Here is a 24,019-nt window from a genome sequence, read left to right as displayed (position 1 = left end):
GGATTCGGTCAGACGGCCCGTCAGGCCCTCGATCCGTTCCCCCGCCTTGCCGACGAGGCTGTGCCCCGTGGCGGAGAGGTAGCCGCCGAGAGCGTCCTTGAGATCGCCGAAGGGTGAGGGCCTGTCGTTGCCCTGCCGGTCGGGGGTCATCGGCGCTCACCTCCGGGCCGGCCCGACCCCATGGTCTTCTTCGCCGGCACGGTCTTCCTGGCCGACTTCTTCGCGGTCTTCACGGTTTTCCTCGCAGCCTTCGGGGGAGGTGCCGCCTTGCGCGGGGGAGCCTTCTTGGCCGCTTTCCGGGGCGGCGCCGGCGCGGCCCGCCGCGCCTCCTCCCGGTCCTCCTCGCCGAAGTAGGCGTCCTCCTTTGGGCCGTCGTCGTCCCCGTCGTCGTCCTCGTAGCCGCCGTCGTCCCCTCGGCCCGCGCCGGTGAGCGCGTCGGTACGGTCGCGAAGGGTGTCCGCCAGGCCGGTGAGCCCGCGGTTCGCCGCGGCGGTGACGGCGGTGCGCCCGGCGGTCAGCAGCTCGCCGCGCACCTGGTCCGTCAGCTCCTGGAGCTGCGGTGTCCGCTGGAGACCGGCCAGGCCCTGGGACAGCACCTGGCCGGGGGACAGGCCGATGCGCCGGCCCATGAGATACGAGCCCACCATCAAGGCGAGTTTCGCCTTCTTCGTGCGGCCCAGGAGATACCCGCCCGCCACGGCCGCAGCCATGGTCGCCTTGCTGTCGCTCATACGTGCCTTCTCTGCGCTCGGTCCATGGTTGTTGTGGTGCGGCCGGTGGGCCGGTACGGCCGTTCGAGGAGGGTGAGCAGACGCTCCTCCTCCCGCTCGAAGGCCGCCTCGTCGATGGCGCCCTCGTCCAGGGCCCGGTTGAGGGCGGCCAGACGCGCCTGGACGGCGCGTGGGTCGTGGGTCTGGCGCCGGGCCTCCTGGAGCAGGTGGTCGGCGATCCACGCAGTGCCGCGCACCGGGGCGAGGGGCAGCAGCAGGAGACCGCTCACGATGCCCACCGCGTCACCGCCCGGCCGGCGTGGGACGGGGGTCGACGAAGCTGTAGCACGGCAGGGGCCCGGTCACGCTGAGTGCCAGCCGGTCCCCGCAGTCACGTGCCCGTACGTCGACCGCCTGCCGGAATCGCCGCTCGTCGGTGGAGCGCAGCAGGAACGACGCGCTCAGCACCTGTTCGTCGTCGGTCGCACCCTGCATCGTGCGAACGGCGAGCGGGGCCAGGTGGCCGAGGACCTCCCGGGCCGCGCGCCGCGCCTCGCGGCGGACCCCGCGGGCGATCGCCTCACCCAGCCGGACGTTGGCCTCGTAGTCCGGACGGCGCCGCGTCCGCAGGGCCAGGTTCCGCAGGTTCTCGTCCCGGCGCACCAGATCGGCGAAGTGGCCGGGTACCACCGTTCCCTTGACGTTGAGTTCGACGCACCCACGGACTTCGTCGAGCTGCCGTGACAAGTGGGCCGCGTCGGTACGCAGTTGGGAGAGCAGGGCATCCGGCCGGGGACTGAGCACCGCGAACCGCATGGGCAGCAGCGGTCCCTGTCCCGCCAGTTCGTCCAGTACGGCCTGGTGGGCCAGCAGGTCGCGGCGTCGGGGCCGGATCCGTGCGGGAGCGGCCGACACCGCCGCGCACAGGCCGGACTCGGTCAGCAGCCGTACGGGGGCACCGTCGACCCCGGGGAAGCGGGGAGCGCGGACCCCGGCGGGGGCGATGCCGTAGACGTACAGGGCCTCCGGGGCGGAGGCGGTGGTGCCGGTGGTGCCTGCGGTGGTGCCGGTGGTGGTGGGCGCGGTCATTCGTCCTCCGTCTCCGTGCGCCGGCGGGGGCGGCTGCGCGGGCGGTCGTCCTCGTCGCGGGGGCGTGCGGCCGGCCGGCTACGGGGCCGCTGAGGGCTCCGGCCGCGTGCCGCGCGCTCGCGGGTGTGATCGCGAGGCCGGGTCGCCTCCTCTTCCGCCGCCGTCTCCTCCTCGGGTGTGAGGATGTCCCGCACCTTGTCGGTCAGTGAGCGCGCCGTCCGCTTGGCGCCCGCCCTGCCTATGGTCGTGGCGACCGGCCCGCCGAACAGCTCGGGAACGGTCTTGGAGCGCACGTCGTGCTCCAGGTCCAGGCGGTTGCACGCCTCGGCGAACCGCAGGTACGTGTCGACGCTCGCGACCACGATGCGGGCGTCCACCTTCAGGATCTCGATGCCGACCAGCGAGACGCGAACGAAGACGTCGATCACCATGCCGCGGTCGAGGATGAGTTCGAGGACGTCGTAGAGGGTTCCGGCGCGAGGCGCGCAGACGACCTCGTCGTCGTAGGTGATCATGCGGTGGTCCTTCCGGGTGCGGGCCGCACGGCCCGGTCACTGGTCCTGGGCACCGCGCCGGTAACGGGCGACCCTGCGGTACTGGAGCAGGTCGCCCGCCGAATCCAGCTCGACCTCGTAGGTGGCGAGCAGGCTGGTGGTGTCGGGGATACGGGCCACCTCCAGCACGTCCACGTTGACGATCCAGCCGTCGTCCTCGCTCCGGCACACCGCGGAGACCCCCTCCAGGTGGTGCCGGATCAGCTCGGACAGGGCGTCCGCGGCGCGCTGGGCGGCGTCCCGAGCGCCCCGCACGGAACGCTCACGCGTTTTCGTGGAAGTCGTGCCGCGCCGTCGCTCGCCAGGTTCTGTCATGCTGCCCACTCTGGCCGCGGTCCCGGGGCGGCGCGTGCGCAGTTACCCCATCCGGGGTGAGGTGGCGCCCCGGCGTCGGCAGTGCAGGAACAGGTGCGGCTCCGGCCGCGCGTCCGGGTGGGCCGGGGTGAACAGGGACGCCTCCTGCGCCAGCACCTCCAGGCCGGCCTCCTCGGCCACGGCGGTGAGGTCCTGCGCGGTGAAGCTGGACACGCGCACCGGCTGGCCCATGAAGACGGCGTCGACGCCCTCGACGTCCAACGGCACGGTGGCCAGGACCATGTACCCCGCCGGCCTCAGCGCCCGCACCAGGAGCCGGATCAGGTCCGCCTGCTCCCGCCGGTCCAGCTGGAGCAGCGAGAAGTACACGCAGACAGCGTCGAACGAGCCGTCCGCGAGCGGTACGTCACGCACGTCGGCGCGCTTGAAGGTCGCGGCCGGCACCTGCCGTGTCGCCAGGTCCACCATCACGGGGGAGACGTCGACGCCCAGCACGTCGTGCCCGGCGCCCGCGAGCGTCTCGGCGGTGGGCCGGCCCGTGCCGCTGCCGACGTCCAGCACCTTGCTGCCCGGCGCGAGCCGCCCGAGCAGCCACTCCAGCGAGCGCCGGTGCGTCTTCGAGCCGGCGAACGCCTTCTCGTACTCGGCGCCCAGCGCGTCGAACGCGGCGGCGGCCTGCGGCCGTTGCTGCTCGTCGGTCACGACGGTCCCTTCGCTGGGTGAGCCCGTGGGTGAGCCGGTGCGGTGGGCATCGTTCCACCGGGAGCGAGCCACCGACAAGGGGCCCGCCGAGCGACCGGCCACCCGCCAGCGGTCCTGCCGGCCTCCACCCGCGGTTCTACCGGCCGCCCCGCGGTCCTGTCGGCCTCCACCCGTCCTACCGGCCGTCGTCGTCCGGCGCCGTCCCCGGCTCCGCCATCCGGCGGTGCACGGCGGCCTTGACGCGGTCCGGCAGGACCTTGTCGGCCACGCCCTGCGCCTTGGTCTTCGTCGAGCCGGTGACCAGTTTCCCGCGGCCCTTCATGACGGCGTCGTACGCCTGCCGGGCGACCTGTGCGGGGTCGTCCTTGTCCATGGTGCCGACCTTGGTGTCCTGCATCCCGGCCCGCCGGAAGAAGTCGGTCTCCGTCGGGCCCGGCATGAAGGAGGTGACCGTGACCCCGGTGTCCCCGACCTCCTCCTGCAACGCCTGGGCGAAGGACTGCACGAACGACTTGGAGGCGTTGTACACCGACTGGAAGGACCCCGGCATCGTCGCGGCCACCGACGACGTGAACATCAGCCGGCCCACCCCGCGCGCCACCATGTCCCGCAGCAGCGGCTTGGCGAGCCGAACGGTCGACGTCACGTTGAGGTCGATGACGGACTGGTCGTCGGCCGGGTCGGTGTCGACGAAGGCGCCGCCCTGCCCCACACCCGCGTTGAGCGCCGCGACGTCCACGGTGAGCCCGGTCAGGGCGGCGACCAGCCGGTTCACGCCCTCGGCGGTACGCAGATCCGCGCGCACGGCCCGTACCTCGGCGCCGGTCTCCCGCAGCCGCTGGGCGGCGTGCTCCAGCCGGTCGTCCTCGGCGTTGACCACCAGGTCGTAGCCGTGTTCCGCGAACAGTGCGGCGAGTTCGTACCCGATTCCGCTGGACGCCCCGGTGACCAGGGCGAGCGGCCTGCTGCCGGTCATGATCCCTCCGCTCAGCGCAGTGCCTGGTAGACCGATGCCGTGGTGAAGCCGTACACCAGATGCGGCACGAGGTCCGACACCCATGACGTCCGGTCCCACGAGGCCGGGTCGGTCACTCCGAGCACCGTGGCCGGCAGATCGCTGCCCGCCATGGCGGCCGCGCCGAGCAGCGGACCGGCCACCCAGTCGGGCAGCGCGCCGCGCCCGCTTCGCAGCAGCCCGTAGGCCGCCCCGACCCCGAGGCCGGTGACGTAGCCGAGGAGGGCTCCGGCCGCCTGCTCACGGTTGGCCGTGGTCTCCTCGTCCCCCAGATCGACGCCGGCCCGGTTGACGAACCGGTCCGCGACCTGGGCCGGCACGCCACTGGACCCCCGGCCGCGCAGCAGCATGTCGCCGTACGTGGTGAGGTTCAGCGCGACGGTGCCGGCCGCTCCGGCGACGAGGCCTTTGGTCAGTGACATCCGGTAACTCCCTCGGCGTGGGCGCTGGCGCGCGGGTGGGCACGGCGGGCCCCGGGTTCCCCGAACCCCGGCCCTTAACAGAGCTTCCGATGCGCCCCGAGCCGATCCCCCGGCCCTCTCGGCCCCTGCGACCGCCCCTGGGCGGTGACAGCGACCGTTCTCGCGGCGGGGCCGACTCACCGGGCGCGGGGCCGGGCCCCGTCCAGGGCCAGGTCGACCAGCCGCCGCACGAGCGCGTCGTCCAGCGGCGCCCCGCTGAGCAGCACCCGGACGAACAGCGGGCCGCCGGCGGCCTCGATGAGCAGCCCGGGATCGGTGCCCGCTGCCAACTCGCCCCGCTCGACGCCGCGCCGGACCTGCGCAAGGCCGTCCGAGCGGCGACCGGCGGGGCGGGCCTGGCCGCCGCCTTCGACTTCGCGGGCGTGCCGCCCGTGCGGGAGCAGGCGGTCTCCGTCCTCGCGCCCAAGGGACGGCTGGTCCTGGTGCGCCTGACCGACAAGCCGCTCACGGTCACCGACGGGACCCGCTTCAGCTACCTCCAGCAGCGCGTCCTCGGCCACTACGGCTCCGACATGCCGGTGGCGCTGCCGCAGCTACTGCGGCTGATCCAGGGCGGCCGGCTGGACTTCTCCGCCTCGATCAGCGGGGTGCTGCCGCTGGCGGAGGCCGCCGAGGCGGTCGCACGGCTGGAGACGAAGGAGGGCGCCCCGGTCCGGCTGATCCTGCGCCCGTGAGGTGAGGGATTCCTGAGAATCCGCGAGGCGTTTGAACGCTCCGGCCCCCGACTCCGTATGGAGCCGGGGGCATTCCATGTCCGAGTCCGCCACGACACAGGAGCACGCCTTGGGACACAACAGGCGCAGACGCCCGACCGGGGCGCGCCGCGCGACCTTCGGAGCATTCGCGCTGATACTGGGAGGCGGCGGCCTGGTGGCCGTGAACGTGTTCGCCTCCGCGACCGAAGCCGGCGACACCGCTGTTCCCCTGGGCAGTTCCGGTGTGGCGGCCACCGTCGACTGCCCCGATCTGAGCGAGCGGCTGACGACGGTGCCGGAGCAGGCGAGGCCGGACGTCGACACGGAACTCGCCCGGCTCGACGAGCAGATCGCCGCGGCGTACCGGCAACTCCAGGAGGCCGCCCGCACCGCGGACGACGGCAGGCTCGACGAGGGCGCCATCCTCGACCCGTTGAAGAAGGACCGGGCCGGGACGATCGAGCGCATCGCCGCCGCCATCGGCAAGGCCGGCGATCGCCCCGAGGGCCTGGACACCCTGGCGGAGTGCACACTGCGCCGCACCGAGGCCGCCGCGGCGGACGCACCTGGCGGCAGCCCCGACCAGCAGCCCAACGGCAAGGGTGAGGACCCCGGAAACGACGGGAACGGCGGCGACGACGGACAGGCCGGTGACGGGCAGCAGCCCGGCAACGGCGGACAGGCGGGCAACGGCCCCGTGGCCGCGGACTACGTCGACATCGACTCCGTTGAGCCGAACGCCGTGCGGGCACCCCGGCAGAAGAACGCCTCGACCGGCTCCTTCGCCACCAGCTGCGGCGTCAACGCCGAGGGACTCTTCAACTCGGACAACCTGATCGCCGCCCCCGGCGTCAGCAACGGGGCCCACCACTTCCACGACTACGTCGGCAATCAGGCCAACGACGCCTTCTCCAGCGACGAGGACCTGGCCGCCGCCGGCACGAGCTGCGCCGACCAGGGCGACAAGTCCTCGTACTACTGGCCCGTGCTCAGGCTCCAGAACGGCACCGTCGAACAGGACGCCGAGTCACCCGGCGGCGGCATCGAGGGCAACGCCGGCGAGATCGTCACGCCCGCCGAGGTGACACTGACGTTCGTGGGCAACGAGCGCGGCGAGGTCACGGAGATGCCGCGGCTGCTGCGCATCATCACCGGTGACGCGAAGGCGTTCGTCAACGGCAACACCAACGCGAACGCCTCCTGGAGCTGCACCGGTTTCGAGGACCGGCAGCTGAAGGACAAGTACCCGCTCTGTCCGTCCGGCAGTGACGTGGTGCGCACCTTCACCTTCCAGAGTTGCTGGGACGGCCGCAACATCGACAGCGCCAACCACCGCACCCACGTGGCCTTCGCCGCCGCCGACGGCAGCTGCCCCGAGGGATTCCGGGCCATCCCCCGGCTGGTCCAGCGCGTCGTGTACGACGTGGACGCGCCCAGCCTCCAGGACGGCGGCAGGACCGTGCCGCTGTTCGCCGTGGACTCCTTCCCCGAGCAGCTGCACAAGCCGGTGACGGACCACAGCGACTTCATCAACGTCTTCGACGAGGACCTGATGCGGGAGATGGCCGACTGCATCAACAGCGGCCGCGACTGCGGTCCGGACACGCCCCCGGGATCGGAGCCCGGCCAGGGCGAGGACCCGCAGGAGCAGCCGACCGGGGACCCCGCGGAGGACCCGCAGGAGCAGCCGACCGAGAACCCCACGAAGGACCCCACGGAGGGCCCCACGGAGGACCCGCAGCAGCAGCCGACCGAGAATCCCGACGCCTCCGAGCCCCCGGCCGAGCAGACCGCCACGGCCCCGGCGCCCGTGGACCCCGGGCAGGACGGCCGGGGCGCCGGAGCGGACGAGGGGAAGGGCGCGGGGAGCGGCACCGGGCAGAACGACGAGGAGGCGCCCGCGCCCCCGGCCCAGGAAAGGGACGACGACGCCTCCCCGCGTGCCGAGCCCAGGGCCGCGACGACACCCGCCGACGGCACAGCCGACGACACACCGGACGCCGCGAGCGGCGCCGCGCCCACACCCGGGGCGACGCAGGGCACGGGCGGCGCTGACGACGCCGCGGCCGGGTCGGCGACCGAACCGCAGGCGACGCAGGGCGGCCTCGCGGAGACGGGCTCCGGCCTGGGCCTGTGGCCCGCGGCCGCCGGAGGCGTCCTCTTCGCCGGTGGCTGTGTGCTGCTGATCCGCTCCAGGCGGCGCTCACTGTGACACCGGCATGACGCCGTCGTGACGACGGGCGGACAGGGCCGGGCCCCGTCCGCCCGTCGTCGCGACCGCATCGAACACGCCATCGCCGGGCGGGAACTGGCGCATTTCAACTATTGCCATTCCGTTTGTCCGGGCGCAGCCTGTTCTCCGAGAGGCTTTGGGAGCGCTCCCACTGATGCTTCCGGTGTGCGACCCCCCCCATCACCTGTCCCCCCACGCGAAAGAAGGACGTCATGACTTGTCATGATCGCAACAAGCGAATCCGGCATGCGTCGACCGTGGCCCTCGGCACCGTGACCGCGGCACTGCTCACCCTGATCCCCTGGAGCGGCACCGCCGTCGCCCATGGCTCGGTCGTCGACCCCGCCTCCCGGAACTACGGCTGCTGGCAGCGCTGGGGCGACGACTTCCAGAACCCCGCCATGGCGCAGGAAGACCCCATGTGCTGGCAGGCCTGGCAGGACAACCCCAACGCCATGTGGAACTGGAACGGCCTGTACCGCAACGGCTCCGCGGGCAACTTCGAGGCGGTCGTGCCCGACGGCCAGCTGTGCAGCGGCGGCCGGACCGAGGGCGGGCGCTACAACTCCCTGGACACCGTTGGCGCCTGGCAGACCACGGACGTCACCGACAACTTCACCGTCAAGCTGTACGACCAGGCCAGCCACGGCGCCGACTACTTCAAGGTCTACGTCACCCAGCAGGGCTTCGACCCCGCCACGCAGTCCCTCGGCTGGGACGACCTCCAACTGGTCGCGACCACCGGCAGCTACGCCCCCAGCCAGAACTACGAGATCCCGGTGAGCACCTCGGGTCTGAGCGGCCGGCACGTCGTGTACACGATCTGGCAGGCGTCGCACATGGACCAGACGTACTTCCTGTGCAGCGACGTCGACTTCGGCTGATCCGCTGATCCGCGACACCCCGCCCCCCACCCCCCCCGCCGGGCGCACCGCGCCCGGCGGGGACACCGGTCGGTGTGTCCGTCCCGCGAAGTACTCCGTGGCCGTACCGGAGTGCGGTATACGTCCCCTCATGGACCCCATGGACTACTACGACCTCGGCACCCACGGCCGTCCGGTGACGACCTCGTCCCCCGAGGCCCAGCGGTGGTTCGACCGCGGGCTGGTGTGGACGTACGCCTTCCACCACGAGGAGGCCGTCGCCTGCTTCGAGGCCGCCGCCGCGGCGGACCCGGACTGCGCCATGGCCCACTGGGGCATCGCCTACGCCCTCGGCCCGAACTACAACAAGCCGTGGGAGGCCTTCGACACCGCGGAGCTGACGCGCACCGTCGACCGCACCCACGCCGCCGTCGAACTCGCCCACGAGAAGGCGGCCCACTCCGCCACCCCGCTCGAACGCGCCCTGATCGGCGCCCTGCGCGCCCGTTACCCGCAGGCGCGCGCCGTCGAGGACTGCTCGGTGTGGAACGAGCCGTACGCCGAGAGCATGCGGGCCGTCCACGAAGCCGCCCCCGACGACCTGGACGTGACCACCCTCTACGCCGACGCGCTCATGAACCTGACGCCCTGGCAGCTCTGGGACCTGCGCACCGGACTGCCGGCCGAGGGCGCCCGCACCCTGGAGGCGAAGGGAGTCCTCGACCGGGCCCTGGCCACCGAGGGCGGACGCGAGCACCCCGGCGTCCTGCACATGTACGTCCACCTGATGGAGATGTCCGCCACCCCCGAGGCGGCCCTCGACGTCGCCGACCGGCTGCGCGGCCTGGTCCCCGACGCCGGGCACCTCAACCACATGCCGTCCCACCTCGAAGTGCTGTGCGGCGACTACCGGCGCGTCGTGTCGGACAACACTGCCGCGATCGCCGCCGACGAGAAGTACCGCGCGCGGGCCGGGGCGATGAACTTCTACACCCTCTACCGCTCGCACAACTACCACTTCAGGATCTACGGCGCGATGTTCCTCGGCCAGTACCAAGTGGCACTGGAGACCGCCGCGCAGCTGGAGGCGTCCGTCCCCGAGGAGTTGCTGCGCGTCGAAAGCCCGCCGATGGCCGACTGGCTGGAGGGTTTCGTGGCCATGCGGGTGCACGTCCTGATCCGGTTCGGCCGCTGGGCGGACGTCCTCGGGCTGCCGCTGCCCGCCGACTCGCGCCTGTACTGCGTGACGACCGCGATGCTCCACTACGCCCGCGGGGTCGCCCTCTCCGCCACCGGCAAGGTCGCCGAGGCGGAGGGCGAACGCGTCCTGTTCCGCGAGGCGGTCGCCCGGGTGCCGGAGACGCGCACGCTGTTCAACAACACCTGCGCCGACATCCTCGCCATCGCCTCCGCCATGCTCGACGGCGAACTGGAGTACCGCAAGGGCGACCACGCCGCCGCCTTCGCCGCCCTGGAGCGGTCGATCGAACTGGACGACGGTCTCCCCTACGACGAACCGTGGGGCTGGATGCAGCCCACCCGGCACGCCTACGGTGCCCTGCTCCTGGAACAGGGCCGGGTCGCGGAGGCCGAAGCGGTCTACCGGGCCGATCTGGGCCTGGACGACACCCTGCCCCGCGCCCTGCAGCACCCGGGCAACGTCTGGGCCCTGCACGGGCTCCACGAGTGCCTGGTGCGCCTGGGCAAGGAGGGTGAGGCGGGGATCGTGGCACAGCAACTGAAGCTCGCCACCGCCCTGGCGGACGTACCGGTCGAGGCCTCCTGCTACTGCCGCCTCGGCACCGCGCCGGCCACCGGTGACGGCGCGGGCGGCTGCTGCGCCGCGGACCACTGACCGGTACCACGGGTGATGTCCGGCATGTTCCCGACGAACTGGTCGCTGTCCGGGACGGCACGGTGGCCGGTTTCGTGACGTACGCCAGGCGCCTGGGCGGCTGACGGGGTCGGCGCGTCTATACGATGTCGGCTCGGACAGACATCGGACAGACGTGGCACTGCGGCGGAAGGAGACGGGCCGTGAGCGATCACCGGCGTCCGCGGCGGCGGGGGCAGGGCGAGCTGGAGGCGCTGGTGCTGTCGGCACTGCGCGAGGCGGACGGACCCGCGACGGCCGGCTGGGTGCAGGAGCGACTGGGCGGCGACCTCGCCTACACCACGGTGATCACGATCCTGACCCGGCTGCTGGAGAAGGGCGCGGTGGGCCGCGAGCGCGCGGGCCGTTCCTTCGCCTGGACACCGGCCTCGGACCAGGCGGGCCTGGCCGCGCGGAAGATGCGCAAGGTCCTGGACGCCGAGAGCGACCGGGAAGCGGTACTGGCCAGCTTCGTCACCGGCCTCGACCCGGACGACGAACGGCTGCTGCGCGAACTGCTGGGTCACCTACCCGACGCGGGGGACGGCTGACGCCGCATGGGGGTATTCGTCTTTCTGCCGCTGGTCCTGCCGTTGACGGCGTGGCCGGTCGCCCGGCTGGCGGAACAGCGTCTGCACCCGCGTACCGCGACCCGGCTCCTCACCGCCGTGGCCGCGGTGATGGCCCTGTGCAGCACGGTGTGCCTGGCCCTGGTGATGGTGGTCGGCACCGCGCAGCTGCCGGGCAACCCCCTGCCGGACGGCTGGTCCGACCCGGAGGTGCGGGCGGCGGTGCCGTACGACGAGGTCGTCGGCAAGGCGGCGATCCCCGCGCTGTGCGCGGTGGTCGTGGCCTCGGCGCGAGCCCTGTGGCGGCACGGCAGGGTGCGTCGCGGTGCCCACCGCGCGCTGGCCGGCCTGCCGGGCACCTCGGTGGCCGTACTGCCGGACGACGTGCCCTACGCGTACGCGCTGCCCGGCGGACGCCGGGACCGGGTGGTGGTGACCACGGCCCTGCTCGACTGCCTCGCACCGGCCGAGCGGCGCGCGCTGTTCGCCCACGAGCGGGCCCACCTGACCGGCCGGCACCATCGCTTCCTGCTCGCCGTCCGGCTCGCCGCCCTGGCCAACCCGTTCCTGCGGCCGCTGCGTACCGCCGTGTCCTACACGGCGGAGCGGTGGGCGGACGAGGCGGCCGCGCGGGCGGTCGGCAGCCGCCGCGTGGTGGCGACCGCGATCGGCAAGGCGGCCCTCGTCTCCCGGGGCACCCCGGTCGCCACCCTCGCCGGCCTGGCGGCACCCGGTCCGGTACCACGCCGGGTGGCGGCCCTGCTGGGCCCGGCTCCCGCCGTCCGCACCTGGCCCTCGGTCTTCACCTCGGTGGGCCTGGCGGCATGGGCCGCGGCCGCCGGAACCGCCGTGTCGGCGATGTCCTCCGCGAACGCCGCCGTCACGATGTTCCTCATCCTGCGCGCCGCGACGTCCCTCTGAGCGCCTTTTCCCCTGGCCCTGGTCGCCTGCTCCGACGGCGGCGGCGGCGACTCGCCGGACTCCGCCCAGGCGGCCTCCTCGGCCCCCGCGGCCTCCTCGGCCGGCGAAGACCAGTCCGCCGGCACCGGCGGCGACATGGCCGGCACGGTCGAGCCGTTCGGTCCGGCGTGTTCGTCGGTGCCGAAGGACGGTGCCGGTTCCTTCGACGGCATGGCCAAGGACCCGGTGGCCACCGCCGCCTCGAACAACCCGGCGCTGTCCACGCTGGTCACGGCGGTGAAGAAGGCCGGCCTGGTCGACACGCTGAACAGCGCCGAGAACATCACGGTGTTCGCGCCGACCAACGACGCCTTCGCGAAGATCCCGAAGGCCGACCTGGACAAGGTCCTCGACGACAAGGCGATGCTCACCGACATCCTGACCTACCACGTCGTGGGCCGGAAGCTTGCTCCCACACTGACCTGGAGAACGGCTCCTTCGAGACGCTGCAGAAGTCCAAGCTGACCACGTCCGGCTCGGACGAGTCCTACACGGTCAACGACTCGGCCAAGGTCGCCTGCGGCAACGTCAGGACCGCCAACGCCAACGGGTACATCATCGACACCGTCCTGATGCCCAAGAGCTGACGGGCGGGCGGCACCGGGGACGGTCAGGCAGACGGCCGGCCCCGGCCCGTCGGCGTGGCGGAGAACGACCGCCGGCCGAGAAAGGCCGCGTGGCTGGAGTAACGCGAGCGACGGCCCGAGTGGGTGAAGTCACTGGAACCGGGCTGACGAGCCCCGGCCCGCCTCCCCGCGTCCGGGGCCATCGACCCGCTCCGATCCGCGCCGGTCAGTCCATCAGCCCGGCGGCGAGCGTGGCCCCCAGTTCCCAGCAGGCCTCCAGATCGGCCTTGCCGGGCCCGCCGGCCACGCTCACCACCGGCGCCGCGCGCTGCCAGGCGAGCCCCGTCGTGACCGACTCGACGGCGCGCACCGCGCCGGTGGTGTCGCTGCCGCCGTGCACGTAGTAGCCGAAGGGCCGGCCCCGGGTCTGGTCCAGGCAGGGGTAGTAGACCTGGTCGAAGAAGTGCTTCAGAGCCCCGGACATGTAGCCGAGGTTCGCCGGGGTGCCCAGCAGGTATCCGTCGGCCTCCAGCACGTCGACGGCGGTGGCCGCCAGCGCCGCGCGCCGGACCACCCGCACCCCCTCGATCTCCGGCGCGGTCGCCCCGGACACGACGGCTTCCAGCATCGCCTGGCAGTTCGGCGACGGCGTGTGATGCACGATAAGCAAAGTGGCCACACCCCGAAGCCTGCCGTCCGGCACCCACCGGCCGCAAGAAGCATCACCGGGCCGGGGTGGAGCAGCGGCCGGCGGCGTCCGACGGGCGCCGGGCCGGCCGGCATGCCGGCCGCCCCGCCCAGGCGCCCGGGCGAGTGGGCAGGTCCGCGCGGGCCCGGTGGCCGGAGGTACAGTCGGCTCGCCGCTCAGCCCGTGCCGGACCGGGCGCCGCGGCCCGATGTTTCCTCGTCGTGATCCGGCCAGGGAATGCCATGACCAGCACGCAGGAACCGCCCGGACTGACTCCGCCGGCCCCGAAGGCGCCGGGGACGGGCGCCGCCACTGCCTCGGTCGACGCCCGCGTCACGCCGATACGGCGGCGTCTGGAGCGGCTGATCGGGATCGCGGCCACCGAGGGCAACGCGCTCACCGTCCTGCGCAACGGGGACGAGATCTTCGCCGCGATGCTGGCCGGTATCCGCCGTGCCGAGCACACGGTGGACATGATGACGTTCGTGTACTGGAAGGGCGACATCGCCCGCCGCTTCGCCGAGGCCCTCGCGGAGCGGGCCCGTGCCGGGGTTCGGGTCCGGCTGCTGCTGGACGGGTTCGGCAGCAGGCTGATCGAGGCCGAGCAGCTGCGGACGATGGAGCGGGCGGGGGTGCAGGTGGCGTGGTTCCGCAAGCCGCTGTACCTGTCGCCGCTCAAGCAGAACCACCGCTGTCACCGCAAGGTCCTCGTCGTCGACGAGGAGACCGCCTTCACCGGCGGGGTGGGGATCGCCGAGGAGTGGTGCGGTGACGCGCGCAACCCGAACGAGTGGCGTGACACCCACGTCGAGGTCCGGGGCCCCGCGGTGGACGGCGTCGCCGCGGCCTTCGCGCAGAACTGGGCGGAGTGCCACGACGAACTCTTCGACGACCGGGACCGGTTCGTCACGCACCCGCGCCAGGGCGACGCGATCGTTCAGGTGGTGCGCGGTTCGGCGAGCTTCGGCTGGCAGGACATGCAGACCCTGATCCGCGTGATGCTGGAGTCGGCCGAGGAACGCGTCCGCCTGGCCACCGCGTACTTCTCACCGGACGAGTACTTCGTCGAGCTGCTGTGCGCCACCGCTCGCCGCGGGGTCGAGGTGGAGATCGTGCTGCCCGGGCCGCACACCGACAAACGGGTCTGCCAGTTGGCCGGGCAGCACTACTACGAGGACCTCACCGCGTGCGGGGTGAAGATCTACCAGTACCAGCCGACGATGATGCACGCCAAAGTCATCACCGTGGACGGCGTCGCCGCCCTGATCGGCTCGACCAACTTCAACCGCCGCTCTCTCGACCACGACGAGGAGGTCATGCTGGCCGTGCTGAACCCGGAGTTCACCGCGACACTGGACGATCACTTCGAGGCGGACATCGCGGCCAGCACCCTGATCAGGGCGGGCCGGTGGAAGAGACGCTCCGCCGTCCAGCGGGTGCGTGAGGTCGCCGTCCGGCCCATCCGCCGGTTCCTGTGAGCCCGGGCTACGGCCGGTCGGCCGGCCGGCTCAACTCGTGGCCGTAGAGTTCACGCCGAAGGAGATCCAGACGTCCGGTGGCAGGTCCGGACGATGGGGTACCGGCCTGCGCTCCTCGGCCCATGCCTCGCCCGCGATCTCGGCGGCTACGTGGCGCCAGAAGCGAACCGCGGCCTGGTTGGCGTCCTGGAAGGCGACTTCCCACCGCCCCGGGTGCCTGGCCACGATCTCCTGGACGGCCCGCAGCCCGATCCCTCTCCTGCGCCCTCCGCGGACGACGAAGAAGCTGTTCAGTACGCGGCGGTCAGGTTGCGCACGAACGCGAAACCGGCGGGGCGGTTCCCACTCGACAACAGGTACGGCGCCCAGTCGGCGTCGGTGAAGGCCGCCCGGAGCCGATCGGCGCGGAAGGTTCCGTCCGGGCCTGGCAGCCGGCCGTCCGTCTCCGACATGTCATGGCGGAACATCAGCCACAACCGTTCCACCGTCGGACGGTCGGCAGCGGTCGCGGGGCGCACAACGACTGACATGGGACTCCTTCGCGGGGACTGATCGACTGGCCCTCCAGGGCATGAAAAAAGCCTCCCCGGCGGATACGTGTCCGAGCCCGGGAAGGCGTCAGTTCGCTGAGGATCTTAACAGACGCGGTCACTCGCCAGCGCCGCGACGGCTCTTTCGCTGAGTGGCTGCGGCGGGGACGACGGTTTGGGACCACGGGACTGGCACGCGCCCGGCCAGAACGCGAGCGTCGGCCCCGTCCTGATCCGCTACGCCCACGTGGCGGAGCCCGAGGGAGACCCGTGGCAGCCCGGTGACGACGTGCCGGCCTACGTCTGGCTGATGAACGAGGGCGACAAGACCGAGCCGCTCCGCGCGGCGCCCGGGTCTTTCTCGCGTCCCGGGCCATGGCCTGACCCAGTCGAACGCAACCCGGAAACGGATCCTCACTCCGTCATGACCCGAACCCGCCTGGCGCCCGTAGCCGTCCGGCCCGATCAGCAGAAGGGCGGCGCCGGCGCGGCGGCCGTCCGGGCGGCGCTCGCCGCGGCCGGGCGTCTGGGCGAGCACCATGTCGTCGTCCTCGGACACCCGGAGTACTACCCGCGGTTCGGCTTCGGCCGGGCCTCCGCCCACGGCATCGGCCTGACCATCGACGTCCCGGACGAGGCCCTCATGGTCCTCACCCTGGATGCCGCCCACCCGCTGCCCGCCGGCACCGTCCGCTACGCGGCACCGTTCGGCATCTGAGGCACCGGACCCACCACGCCGCACGGGCGGCGGGACGTCCTCCCGCCGCCCGTGCGGCGCTCTCCTTGGCCCAAAGCCTTGACCCGACGCGCCCGGCCCCTCGGATCGCCACCGGCATCTACCCGGCCGTCGCCGTTCTCGGCATCGCCACCCAGTACAACCAGGTCTTCGGCGTCGCCGGCCCGACCAGCACCCGGACCGTGTGGGCGGCCCAGTACGCGGGCGCCGGCCCGCAACAGGTCATGGTGCGCACCCTGCCCGCCGGCGGTCAGCCGACCGGCGCCGCCGGCCCCTTCTCGGCCGGAACGGCGGCCGCTTCGCCGGACTCCTCGGCGAGGCGCTCCATGCCGCTGGTGGTCTTGAGCGGCTTCTCCTTCAGGAACACGACGGCGACCAGCGCCAGCAGCGCGAACGGCGTGGCGACGAGGAACAGGTCGGCCGTGGCGACACCGTAGGCGTGCTCGACGACGGACCGCATCGGCGCGGGCAGCGTGGACATGTCCGGGACGCTGCCCTCGCCCGAGCCTTCACCGCCGGGCACGGTGATGCCCGCGCTGCTGAGCCCCTTGGTCATCTCACTGGCGACCCGGTTGGCGAGGATCGCGCCGAGGACGCTGACGCCGATGGTGCCGCCCATACTGCGGAAGAAGGACAGTACGGAGGTCGCGGCGCCCAGGTCGGCGGCGGGCACGTCGTTCTGCGCGGCCAGCACCAGATTCTGCATCAGCATGCCGACGCCGACGCCGAGGATCGCCATGTAGAGGCTGAGCAGACCGAAGTGCGTCTGGGCGTCGATGGTGGCGAGCAGCGCGAGGCCGACGGCCATGAGGGCCGCGCCCGCCACCAGGTACCGCTTCCACTTGCCGGTCCGGCTGATCACCTGCCCGGCGACGGTGGACGACACCAGCAGGCCGAGGATCATGGGCAGGCTCATCAGACCCGCGACGGTCGGTGACTTGCCCAGGGAGACCTGGAAGTACTGCGAGAGGAAGACGGTTCCGCCGAACATGGCGACACCGACCAGGAGGCTGGCGACGGTGGTCAGCGTGACCGTGCGGTTGCGGAAGATGCCGAGCGGGATGACCGGCTCGGGAGTGCGGCCTTCGACGATGACCGCGGCGACCAGCAGCAGCACGCCACCGCCGGCGAGCGCACCGGTCTGCCAGGACGCCCAGTCGAACTCGTTGCCGGCCAGCGACACCCAGATGAGCAGCGCGCAGACACCGGCGACGATCAGGAAGGCGCCGAGCCAGTCGATGCGCACCTTGCGCGACACGGTGGGCAGCCGCAGCGTGCGCTGCAGCAGCGCGATGGCGAGCAGCGCGAACGGCACGCCGATGAAGAAGCACCAGCGCCAGCCCAGCCACGAGGTGTCCACCAGGACACCGCCGATCAGCGGACCGGCCACGGTGCCCACGGCGAAGACGGCACCGAAGATGCCGGCGTACTTGCCCAGTTGGCGGGGCGGGATGACGGAGGCCATCACGACCTGCGCGAGGGCGGTCAGACCGCCCGCGCCGATGCCCTGCACGACGCGGCTGAAGATCAGCAGCCCCACACCGTGGGAGAAGCCGGCCAGCAGCGAGCCGACCACGAACATGGCCAGCGAGAGCTGCAGCAGGAGCTTCTTGTTGAAGAGGTCGGACAGCTTGCCCCACAGGGGCACCGTCGCGGTCATCGCCAGCAGTTCGGAGGTGACGACCCAGGTGTAGGAGGACTGGCTGGCACCCAGGTCGGCGATGATCGTGGGCAGCGCGTTGGAGACGACGGTGCCGGCCAGGATGGCGACGAACATGCCGGCCATCAGGCCGGACATGGCCTGGAGTATCTGACGTGGGGTCATGGAGGTGGAAGGCGCGTCGGCGGGCGCCTGGGATGCGGTCACAGCATCTCTTTCGGTGGTGGTCTGATAGGTCGCGCGAGTCCGGCGCGGAGGCTACGCGGGAGGTGCCGGGAGACCGGCGGCGAGGAGGGCGAACACCTCGTGGAACACGTCGAGGAAGGCGGCGTCCTCCTGATGGGCGGACCAATGGTCCATGCTGGTCCGCACCGCGGCGTTCGCCACCGAGGCCAGCAGTCGCGGGTAGAGGCCCGGCGCCGCGCGCCGTTCCTCGCCTCCTCCGGGCCCGGAACCGGGGCGATCGCCGCCCCCGGCGCCGTGGAGGCGTTCGGCGATGGCTTCCGCCAGGTCCGCCTCGGCCGCCATGTGCGCCCCGACGCCGCGTGCCAGGAGGTGCGGTGAGGCATGCAGCACCTCGGCGTGCAGCCGCCACAGCTCGTGGTGTTGCTCCGCCTCCGCGAGCTCGGCCGCCATGGCTTCGCGCAGGGCTTCCAGCGGGGAGAGACCGGCCGGTGCGTCGATTACGGCGTGCCGCAGGCGTACGCCCGCGTCGGCGTCGATGACGACGAAGGCGTCGTCGCGGGTGTCGAAGTAGTTGAAGAAGGTTCGCACCGACACGCCGGCCGCGGCGCTGATCGCCTCGACGGTGACCTTCTCCGCTCCGTGTTCGGCGGCGAGGCGTACCGCGGCCTCGGTGAGGGCGGCACGCGTGGCCCGCTTCTTCCGCTCCCGCAGACCGCCTCCCGCGGCACTCTTCTCCGACATAAGTTGCATGGTATGCAAAGATGCACGTCATGCAAAATTAGGCTTCTCGGCCCTCCAGGCGCGCCGGCGTCTCGGTGAACGGGATGTCGTCCCCCGTGGGCCGGTTGTGCGGCAGCCTGGCCGGCGCGGCGGCCAGGCCGCAGATGATGGTCACGCCCGAGAAGGCCGGGCCCCGGGCCGCGAGGACCACCAGCGCGTTGGCCATGGCCACCACCGGGCTCGTGCCCACAGCCGCGCTCATCGGCACGGCCGGCACCGTCACCAGCGCGGGCACCGCCGGGAAGCCGCCGCCGGGTATTGGCCAGACGGAAGCGTGGGTTCCGTCCGTGCGAGGCAACTCCTGTGTGTGGCACAGAAGTTGGGGTACACGGTGCATCGGCACGGTCGGCACCGGGGTCGGCGCCGGTGACGGCCGTGCTGCTCGTGTCACGCACCACCTCCCGGTACGGGGCCGGCCCGGCCCCCGTTCGGAAACCGACGTGACCCGAACGGCCCTGTCGGGTACCCGACCGGTCTGCGCAGGGTTGGGATGGGCACGGGACGACCGTGCCCATCCGGCCCGACCGCTGTCCCGACACGGAAAGGACCACCGATGTCCGCCGACACGCAGCAGGCGCCCTCCGGGCTCACGGACGAGGAGATCGCCGGTCTGGACGCCCACTGGCGCGCCGCGAACTACCTCTCCGTCGGCCAGATCTATCTGATGGGCAATCCCCTGCTGACCGAGCCACTGCGCCCCGAACACGTCAAGCCCCGGCTGCTCGGCCACTGGGGCACCTCACCCGGTCTCAACCTGGTCCACACCCACCTCAACCGGGTGATCAAGGCCCGGGACCTCGACGCCCTGTGCGTCTGGGGCCCCGGCCACGGCGGGCCCGCCGTCCTGGCCAACTCGTGGCTGGAGGGCTCGTACACCGAGACCTACCCGGACATCACCCGGGACGCGAGCGGAATGGGCCGGCTGTTCAAGCAGTTCTCGTTCCCCGGCGGCGTGCCGAGCCATGTCGCACCCGAGACGCCGGGCTCGATCCACGAGGGCGGCGAGCTCGGCTACTCGCTCTCGCACGCCTACGGCGCCGCCTTCGACCACCCCGGCCTGGTGGTCGCCTGCGTGATCGGCGACGGCGAGGCGGAGACCGGCCCGCTGGCGGCCTCCTGGCACTCCAACAAGTTCCTCGATCCCGTCAACGACGGCGCCGTACTGCCGATCCTGCACCTCAACGGCTACAAGATCGCCAACCCGACGGTGCTCGCCCGCCTCCCCGAGGCCGAACTCGACGAACTCCTGCGCGGCTACGGACACGACCCGATCCACGTCACCGGCGACGAACCGGCCGCCGTCCACCGCACGATGGCCCACGCCATGGACACCGCCCTGGACCGCATCGCCGCCATCCAGCGCGCCGCCCGCGAGGACGGCGCCGGCGACCGTCCCCGCTGGCCGGTGATCGTACTGCGCACCCCCAAGGGCTGGACCGGCCCGGCCGAGGTCGACGGCCTGCCCGTGGAGAACACCTGGCGCTCCCACCAGGTGCCGCTGTCCGCCGTACGGACCAATCCGGAGCACCTCGCGCAGCTGGAGCAGTGGCTGCGCTCCTACCGGCCCGAGGAACTGTTCGACGACGCCGGGGCACCGCGGTCCGCGGTCCTCGCCACCGTCCCGCAGGGGGCACGCCGACTGGGCGCCACCCCCTTCGCCAACGGCGGACTCCTGCTGCGTGAGCTGCCCCTGCCGCCACTGGAGAAGTACGCCGTCCCCGTCGACGAACCCGGCGCGAGCACGCACGAACCCACCCGGGTCCTGGGCGACCTGCTGGCGGACGTCATGGCCGCCACCGCCGGCCGGCGCGACTTCCGCCTCGTCGGCCCCGACGAGACCGCCTCCAACCGCCTCCAGGCCGTCTACGCCGCCAGCGGCAAGGCATGGCAGGAACGGACGCTGCCCGTCGACGAGGACCTCGACCGGCACGGCCGCGTGATGGAGATCCTCTCCGAACACACCTGCCAGGGTTGGCTGGAGGGCTATCTCCTCACCGGCCGGCACGGACTCTTCTCCTGCTACGAGGCGTTCGTCCACATCGTCGACTCGATGGTCAACCAGCACGTCAAGTGGCTGCGCGTGACCCGCCGCCTGCCCTGGCGCGCCCCCATCGCCTCCCTCAACTACCTGCTCACCTCCCATGTGTGGCGCCAGGACCACAACGGCTTCTCCCACCAGGATCCCGGCTTCGTCGACCACATCCTCAACAAGAGCCCCGAGGCCGTGCGGGTCTACCTGCCGCCGGACGCCAACACCCTGATCTCCGTCGCCGACCACGCCCTGCGCAGCCGCGACTACGTCAACGTCATCGTCGCCGGCAAGCAGCCCTGCTTCGACTGGCTGTCCATGGAACAGGCGAAGGTGCACTGCGCCCGGGGCGCCGGCATCTGGGACTGGGCCGGCACCGAGGACGGCAGCCGCGACCCCGACGTGGTGCTCGCCTGCGCGGGCGACGTCCCGACCCAGGAGGTACTGGCCGCCGCCCAGCTGATCCGCCGCCACCTGCCCGACCTCGCCGTACGCGTGGTCAACGTCGTCGACCTCGCCCGGCTGCTGCCCAGCGGGGAACACCCGCACGGCATGAGCGACTTCGAGTACGACGGTCTGTTCACCGCCGACAAGCCGGTCATCTTCGCGTACCACGGCTACCCCTGGCTGATCCACCGCCTCTCCTACCGGCGCACCGGCCACGCACATCTGCACGTGCGCGGCTACAAGGAGATCGGAACCACGACCACACCCTTCGACATGGTGGTCGGCAACGACATGGACCGCTACCGCCTGGTCATGGACGTCATCGACCGCGTGCCCGGCCTCGCCGTGCGCGCGGCGGCCGTACGGCAGCGCATGGAGGACACCAGGCTGCGCCACCACGACTGGATCCGCGAACACGGAGTGGACCTGCCCGAGGTCGCCGACTGGTCCTGGGCGGGCTCGCGGTGACGGCGACACCCACGACCTGGGACTACGATCACTACGACCCCGCTGAGGAGCGGCTGCGCGAGTCGCTGTGCACACTCGGCAACGGCTACTTCGCCACCCGCGGAGCGCTGCCCGAGTGCGTCGCGGACGACGTGCACTACCCGGGCACCTACGTGGCCGGCTGCTACAACCGGCTCACCTCCACCGTCGCCGGACGAGAGGTGGGGCAAGTGGACAACGAGGACATGGTCAACCTCCCGAACTGGCTGCCACTGCGCTTCCGGGTCGCCGGCGGGGACTGGCTCACTCCGGACACCGCCGACGTGCTCGACCACCGCCAGACCGTGCACCTGGACTCGGGAGTACTGGAGCGCCGTACCCGTTTCGGGATCGGGCAGGGACGCGCGCTGTCCGTGCGCCAGCTGCGTCTGGTGCACATGGCCGACCCCCACCTCGCCGCGATGCGCACGGAGTTCACGGTCGACGCGGGTACGGCGGACCTCGACGTGGAGGCGGCCCTCGACGGCGGCGTCACCAACTCCGGGGTGCCGCGCTACCGGGACCTGGAGGGCCGTCACCTGACCCACGTGCACACCGGCAGCGCCGACGACGGCACGGTATGGCTGCGCTGCCGCACCCGCACCTCGGACATCCGGGTCGGCATGGCGGCCCGTACGACGGCCGACGCGCCCGTCAGCCCGGCTCGGGAACACCTGCGGGTCACCCAGCGCACGACCGTGCGTGCGCAGCCGGGCCGCACCGTCACCGTCGACAAGGTCGTGGCCCTGCACACCTCACGCGACCCGGCGATCAGCGACCCGCTGCAGGCCGCCGTCGACCGGGTGGCCGACGCCCCCGGTTTCGACGAACTGCTGGTGTCGCACCGGACGGCCTGGGGCCAGCTGTGGCGCCGCGCCGAACTCGACGTACCCGGCGAGGCGGGCAGCATCCTGCGGCTGCACCTCTTCCACGTGCTGCAGACCCTCTCCCCGCACACCGCCGACCTCGACGTGGGCGTACCGGCGCGCGGGCTGCACGGGGAGGCGTACCGGGGACATGTCTTCTGGGACGAGCTGTTCGTCCTGCCCTACCTCAACCTGCACTTCCCCGAGGTGTCCCGGGCCCTGCTCCACTACCGGCACCGCCGCCTGGAACGGGCCCGCGCCGCGGCCCGGGCGATCGGCAGGCGCGGCGCGCTGTACCCGTGGCAGAGCGGCAGCGACGGACGCGAGGAGACCCAGCAGCTCCACCTCAACCCGCACTCGGGCCGCTGGCTGCCGGACCACTCGCACCTCCAGCACCATGTGGGGTCGGCGATCGCCTACAACGTGTGGCAGTACTGCGAGGCGAGCGGCGACGAGGAGTTCCTGCACACCAAGGGCGCCGAGATGCTGCTGCAGATCGCGCGCTTCTGGGCGGACTCCGCCACCTGGGACGAGCACCTGGGAAGGCACCGCATCAGGGGCGTCGTCGGCCCCGACGAGTACCACGAGGCCTACCCCGGTGCCGTGGAACCGGGCCTCGACGACAACGCGTACACCAACGTCACCGCCGCCTGGGTCCTGTCCCGCACTCTGGAGGTCCTGGCGGACCTGCCCGAGCCCCGCCGCCGGGAACTCGTCGAGCGCACCGCCCTGGACGGCGGCGAACTGGAACAGTGGGAGGACGTCTCCCGCACCCTCCATGTCCCCTTCCACGAGGGCGTCGTGAGTCAGTTCGACGGGTACGGCGACCTCGCCGAACTCGACTGGGAGGGCCTGCGCGAGCGGTACGGCGACATCCGGCGCCTCGACCGCGTCCTGGAGGCCGAGGACGACAGCGTCAACAACTACCAGGTGTCCAAGCAGGCCGACGTACTGATGCTGGGCTACCTCTTCTCACCGGCCGAACTCCGTTCCCTCTTCGAGCGGCTGGGGTGCCGCCTCGACGAGGCGACCTGGCAGCGCACCGTCGACTACTACCTGGCCCGCACCAGCCACGGCTCCACCCTCAGCGGGCTCGTCCACGGCTGGATCCTGGCCCGGGCCCGGCGCGCCGAGGCCTGGACGTTCTGTCAGGAGGCCCTCAAGGGCGATGTCGCCGACCTCCAGGGCGGCACCACCGGCGAGGGCATCCACCTCGGCGCCATGGCCGGCACCCTCGACCTCGTCCAGCGCGGCCTGACCGGTCTGGAGACCCGCGCGGGCGCCCTGTGGCTGGACCCGGTGCCGCTGCCGGAGCTGTCGTCGTACGGGTTCTCCATCCGCTACCAGGGCCACTGGGGCGTACGGCTCCGGCTGGAGCACGGCAGTCTGGAGATCGCCGTGCCGACGTCCAGCAGCCTGCCGTTCGACGTCCGGCTGCCGGACCGCGCGGTGCGCCTCCAGCCGGGCGACACCTGCCGCCTCGCGCTCCCGGACTGACCGCTCCGTC

General features: G+C 72.3%; 19 protein-coding genes and 7 pseudogenes. 12 read left to right on the top strand and 14 right to left on the bottom strand.

Going from position 1 to position 24,019, the window contains the following annotated elements; genetic code table 11:
* Positions 1 to 146 precede the first annotated feature (146 nt).
* The 9 genes and pseudogenes from EBH09_RS02620 to EBH09_RS02580 form a co-directional block, all read right to left on the bottom strand.
* Entirely contained in the window at positions 147 to 731 is a 585-nt protein-coding gene (locus EBH09_RS02620) for a hypothetical protein (protein ID WP_121745399.1), read from the bottom strand.
* Positions 728 to 1,009: a gas vesicle protein GvpG gene (locus EBH09_RS02615; protein WP_121745398.1), complete on the bottom strand. Its 282-nt coding sequence runs from the start codon at positions 1,007 to 1,009 to the stop codon at positions 728 to 730. Before EBH09_RS02615 ends, EBH09_RS02620 begins: the two co-directional genes overlap by 4 nt.
* A gap of 4 nt (positions 1,010 to 1,013) precedes the next feature.
* Positions 1,014 to 1,799 carry a GvpL/GvpF family gas vesicle protein gene (locus EBH09_RS02610; RefSeq protein ID WP_121745397.1) on the bottom strand — a complete coding sequence of 262 codons (786 nt, stop codon included), beginning with the start codon at positions 1,797 to 1,799 and terminating at the stop codon, positions 1,014 to 1,016.
* Entirely contained in the window at positions 1,796 to 2,314 is a 519-nt protein-coding gene (locus EBH09_RS02605) for a gas vesicle structural protein GvpA (RefSeq protein WP_121745396.1), read from the bottom strand. Before EBH09_RS02605 ends, EBH09_RS02610 begins: the two co-directional genes overlap by 4 nt.
* A gap of 36 nt (positions 2,315 to 2,350) precedes the next feature.
* Complete coding sequence (locus EBH09_RS02600) at positions 2,351 to 2,668, bottom strand: gas vesicle protein (protein ID WP_121746195.1); 318 nt, start codon at positions 2,666 to 2,668, stop codon at positions 2,351 to 2,353.
* A 42-nt stretch (positions 2,669 to 2,710) separates the two neighbouring features.
* Entirely contained in the window at positions 2,711 to 3,370 is a 660-nt protein-coding gene (locus EBH09_RS02595; RefSeq protein ID WP_193776077.1) for a class I SAM-dependent methyltransferase, read from the bottom strand.
* Positions 3,371 to 3,545: 175 nt separating this feature from the next.
* Entirely contained in the window at positions 3,546 to 4,346 is an 801-nt protein-coding gene (locus EBH09_RS02590; RefSeq protein ID WP_121745395.1) for an SDR family NAD(P)-dependent oxidoreductase, read from the bottom strand.
* Positions 4,347 to 4,357: 11 nt separating this feature from the next.
* On the bottom strand, positions 4,358 to 4,807 hold the full coding sequence (locus EBH09_RS02585) for a hypothetical protein (RefSeq protein ID WP_121745394.1): 450 nt from the start codon (positions 4,805 to 4,807) through the stop codon (positions 4,358 to 4,360).
* 176 nt (positions 4,808 to 4,983) lie between these two features.
* Positions 4,984 to 5,163 (bottom strand): annotated as a pseudogene (locus tag EBH09_RS02580) (TetR-like C-terminal domain-containing protein); the annotation flags it as partial.
* Between EBH09_RS02580 and EBH09_RS02575 the strand changes: the two are divergent.
* From EBH09_RS02575 to EBH09_RS02545, 7 genes and pseudogenes are all read left to right on the top strand, one after another.
* Positions 5,158 to 5,541, top strand: a pseudogene (locus tag EBH09_RS02575) (zinc-binding dehydrogenase); the annotation flags it as partial. The pseudogenes EBH09_RS02580 and EBH09_RS02575 overlap by 6 nt on opposite strands.
* A gap of 76 nt (positions 5,542 to 5,617) precedes the next feature.
* A complete protein-coding gene (locus tag EBH09_RS02570; RefSeq protein ID WP_193776076.1) occupies positions 5,618 to 7,774 on the top strand; it encodes a DUF1996 domain-containing protein in 2,157 nt (718 codons plus the stop codon).
* Positions 7,775 to 8,007: 233 nt separating this feature from the next.
* A complete protein-coding gene (locus EBH09_RS02565; RefSeq protein ID WP_121745393.1) occupies positions 8,008 to 8,679 on the top strand; it encodes a lytic polysaccharide monooxygenase in 672 nt (223 codons plus the stop codon).
* Between the two features lie 130 nt (positions 8,680 to 8,809).
* Positions 8,810 to 10,513, top strand: a complete 1,704-nt coding sequence (locus EBH09_RS02560; protein WP_121745392.1) for a hypothetical protein — start codon at positions 8,810 to 8,812, stop codon at positions 10,511 to 10,513.
* A gap of 182 nt (positions 10,514 to 10,695) precedes the next feature.
* Complete coding sequence (locus EBH09_RS02555) at positions 10,696 to 11,082, top strand: BlaI/MecI/CopY family transcriptional regulator (RefSeq protein ID WP_193776075.1); 387 nt, start codon at positions 10,696 to 10,698, stop codon at positions 11,080 to 11,082.
* A gap of 6 nt (positions 11,083 to 11,088) precedes the next feature.
* A complete protein-coding gene (locus EBH09_RS02550; protein WP_121745390.1) occupies positions 11,089 to 12,021 on the top strand; it encodes a M56 family metallopeptidase in 933 nt (310 codons plus the stop codon).
* 12 nt (positions 12,022 to 12,033) lie between these two features.
* Positions 12,034 to 12,647 (top strand): annotated as a pseudogene (locus EBH09_RS02545) (fasciclin domain-containing protein).
* A gap of 205 nt (positions 12,648 to 12,852) precedes the next feature.
* On the opposite strand, the gene EBH09_RS02540 reads toward EBH09_RS02545, so the two are convergent.
* Positions 12,853 to 13,305, bottom strand: coding sequence for an NAD(P)H-dependent oxidoreductase (locus EBH09_RS02540; RefSeq protein ID WP_121745389.1), 453 nt, complete (start codon positions 13,303 to 13,305; stop codon positions 12,853 to 12,855).
* Between the two features lie 251 nt (positions 13,306 to 13,556).
* Between EBH09_RS02540 and EBH09_RS02535 the strand changes: the two genes are divergently transcribed.
* A complete protein-coding gene (locus EBH09_RS02535) occupies positions 13,557 to 14,792 on the top strand; it encodes a phospholipase D-like domain-containing protein (protein ID WP_121745388.1) in 1,236 nt (411 codons plus the stop codon).
* Positions 14,793 to 14,822: 30 nt separating this feature from the next.
* Here EBH09_RS02535 and EBH09_RS02530 read toward each other — a convergent pair.
* A pseudogene (locus EBH09_RS02530) lies at positions 14,823 to 15,322 on the bottom strand (GNAT family N-acetyltransferase).
* 439 nt (positions 15,323 to 15,761) lie between these two features.
* On the opposite strand from EBH09_RS02530, the pseudogene EBH09_RS02525 reads away from it, so the two are divergent.
* Together EBH09_RS02525 and EBH09_RS38485 are read left to right on the top strand one after the other, a co-directional pair.
* Positions 15,762 to 16,040, top strand: a pseudogene (locus EBH09_RS02525) (GNAT family N-acetyltransferase); the annotation flags it as partial.
* A gap of 104 nt (positions 16,041 to 16,144) precedes the next feature.
* Positions 16,145 to 16,300: pseudogene (locus tag EBH09_RS38485) on the top strand (transporter); the annotation flags it as partial.
* An 8-nt stretch (positions 16,301 to 16,308) separates the two neighbouring features.
* Here EBH09_RS38485 and EBH09_RS02515 read toward each other — a convergent pair.
* The 3 genes and pseudogenes from EBH09_RS02515 to EBH09_RS38480 all read right to left on the bottom strand — a co-directional run.
* Positions 16,309 to 17,883: an MDR family MFS transporter gene (locus EBH09_RS02515; protein ID WP_193776163.1), complete on the bottom strand. Its 1,575-nt coding sequence runs from the start codon at positions 17,881 to 17,883 to the stop codon at positions 16,309 to 16,311.
* A 93-nt stretch (positions 17,884 to 17,976) separates the two neighbouring features.
* A complete protein-coding gene (locus EBH09_RS02510) occupies positions 17,977 to 18,654 on the bottom strand; it encodes a TetR family transcriptional regulator (protein WP_121745386.1) in 678 nt (225 codons plus the stop codon).
* Between the two features lie 28 nt (positions 18,655 to 18,682).
* A pseudogene (locus EBH09_RS38480) lies at positions 18,683 to 18,937 on the bottom strand (hypothetical protein); the annotation flags it as partial.
* Between the two features lie 300 nt (positions 18,938 to 19,237).
* Here EBH09_RS38480 and EBH09_RS02500 point away from each other — a divergent pair.
* Positions 19,238 to 21,628 carry a phosphoketolase family protein gene (locus tag EBH09_RS02500; protein WP_121745385.1) on the top strand — a complete coding sequence of 797 codons (2,391 nt, stop codon included), beginning with the start codon at positions 19,238 to 19,240 and terminating at the stop codon, positions 21,626 to 21,628.
* The gene (locus tag EBH09_RS02495; protein ID WP_121745384.1) at positions 21,625 to 24,009 is read left to right on the top strand and encodes a glycosyl hydrolase family 65 protein; all 2,385 of its coding nucleotides are present in this window, start codon (positions 21,625 to 21,627) and stop codon (positions 24,007 to 24,009) included. Before EBH09_RS02500 ends, EBH09_RS02495 begins: the two co-directional genes overlap by 4 nt.
* Positions 24,010 to 24,019: the final 10 nt, after the last annotated feature.

Origin of the sequence: Streptomyces sp. E2N166 (assembly GCF_003671715.1) — a bacterium.
GTDB lineage: Bacteria > Actinomycetota > Actinomycetes > Streptomycetales > Streptomycetaceae > Streptomyces > Streptomyces thinghirensis.
The sequence above is the reverse complement of the archived record's forward strand: the minus strand, read 5'-3'. Positions and strand labels throughout refer to the sequence as shown.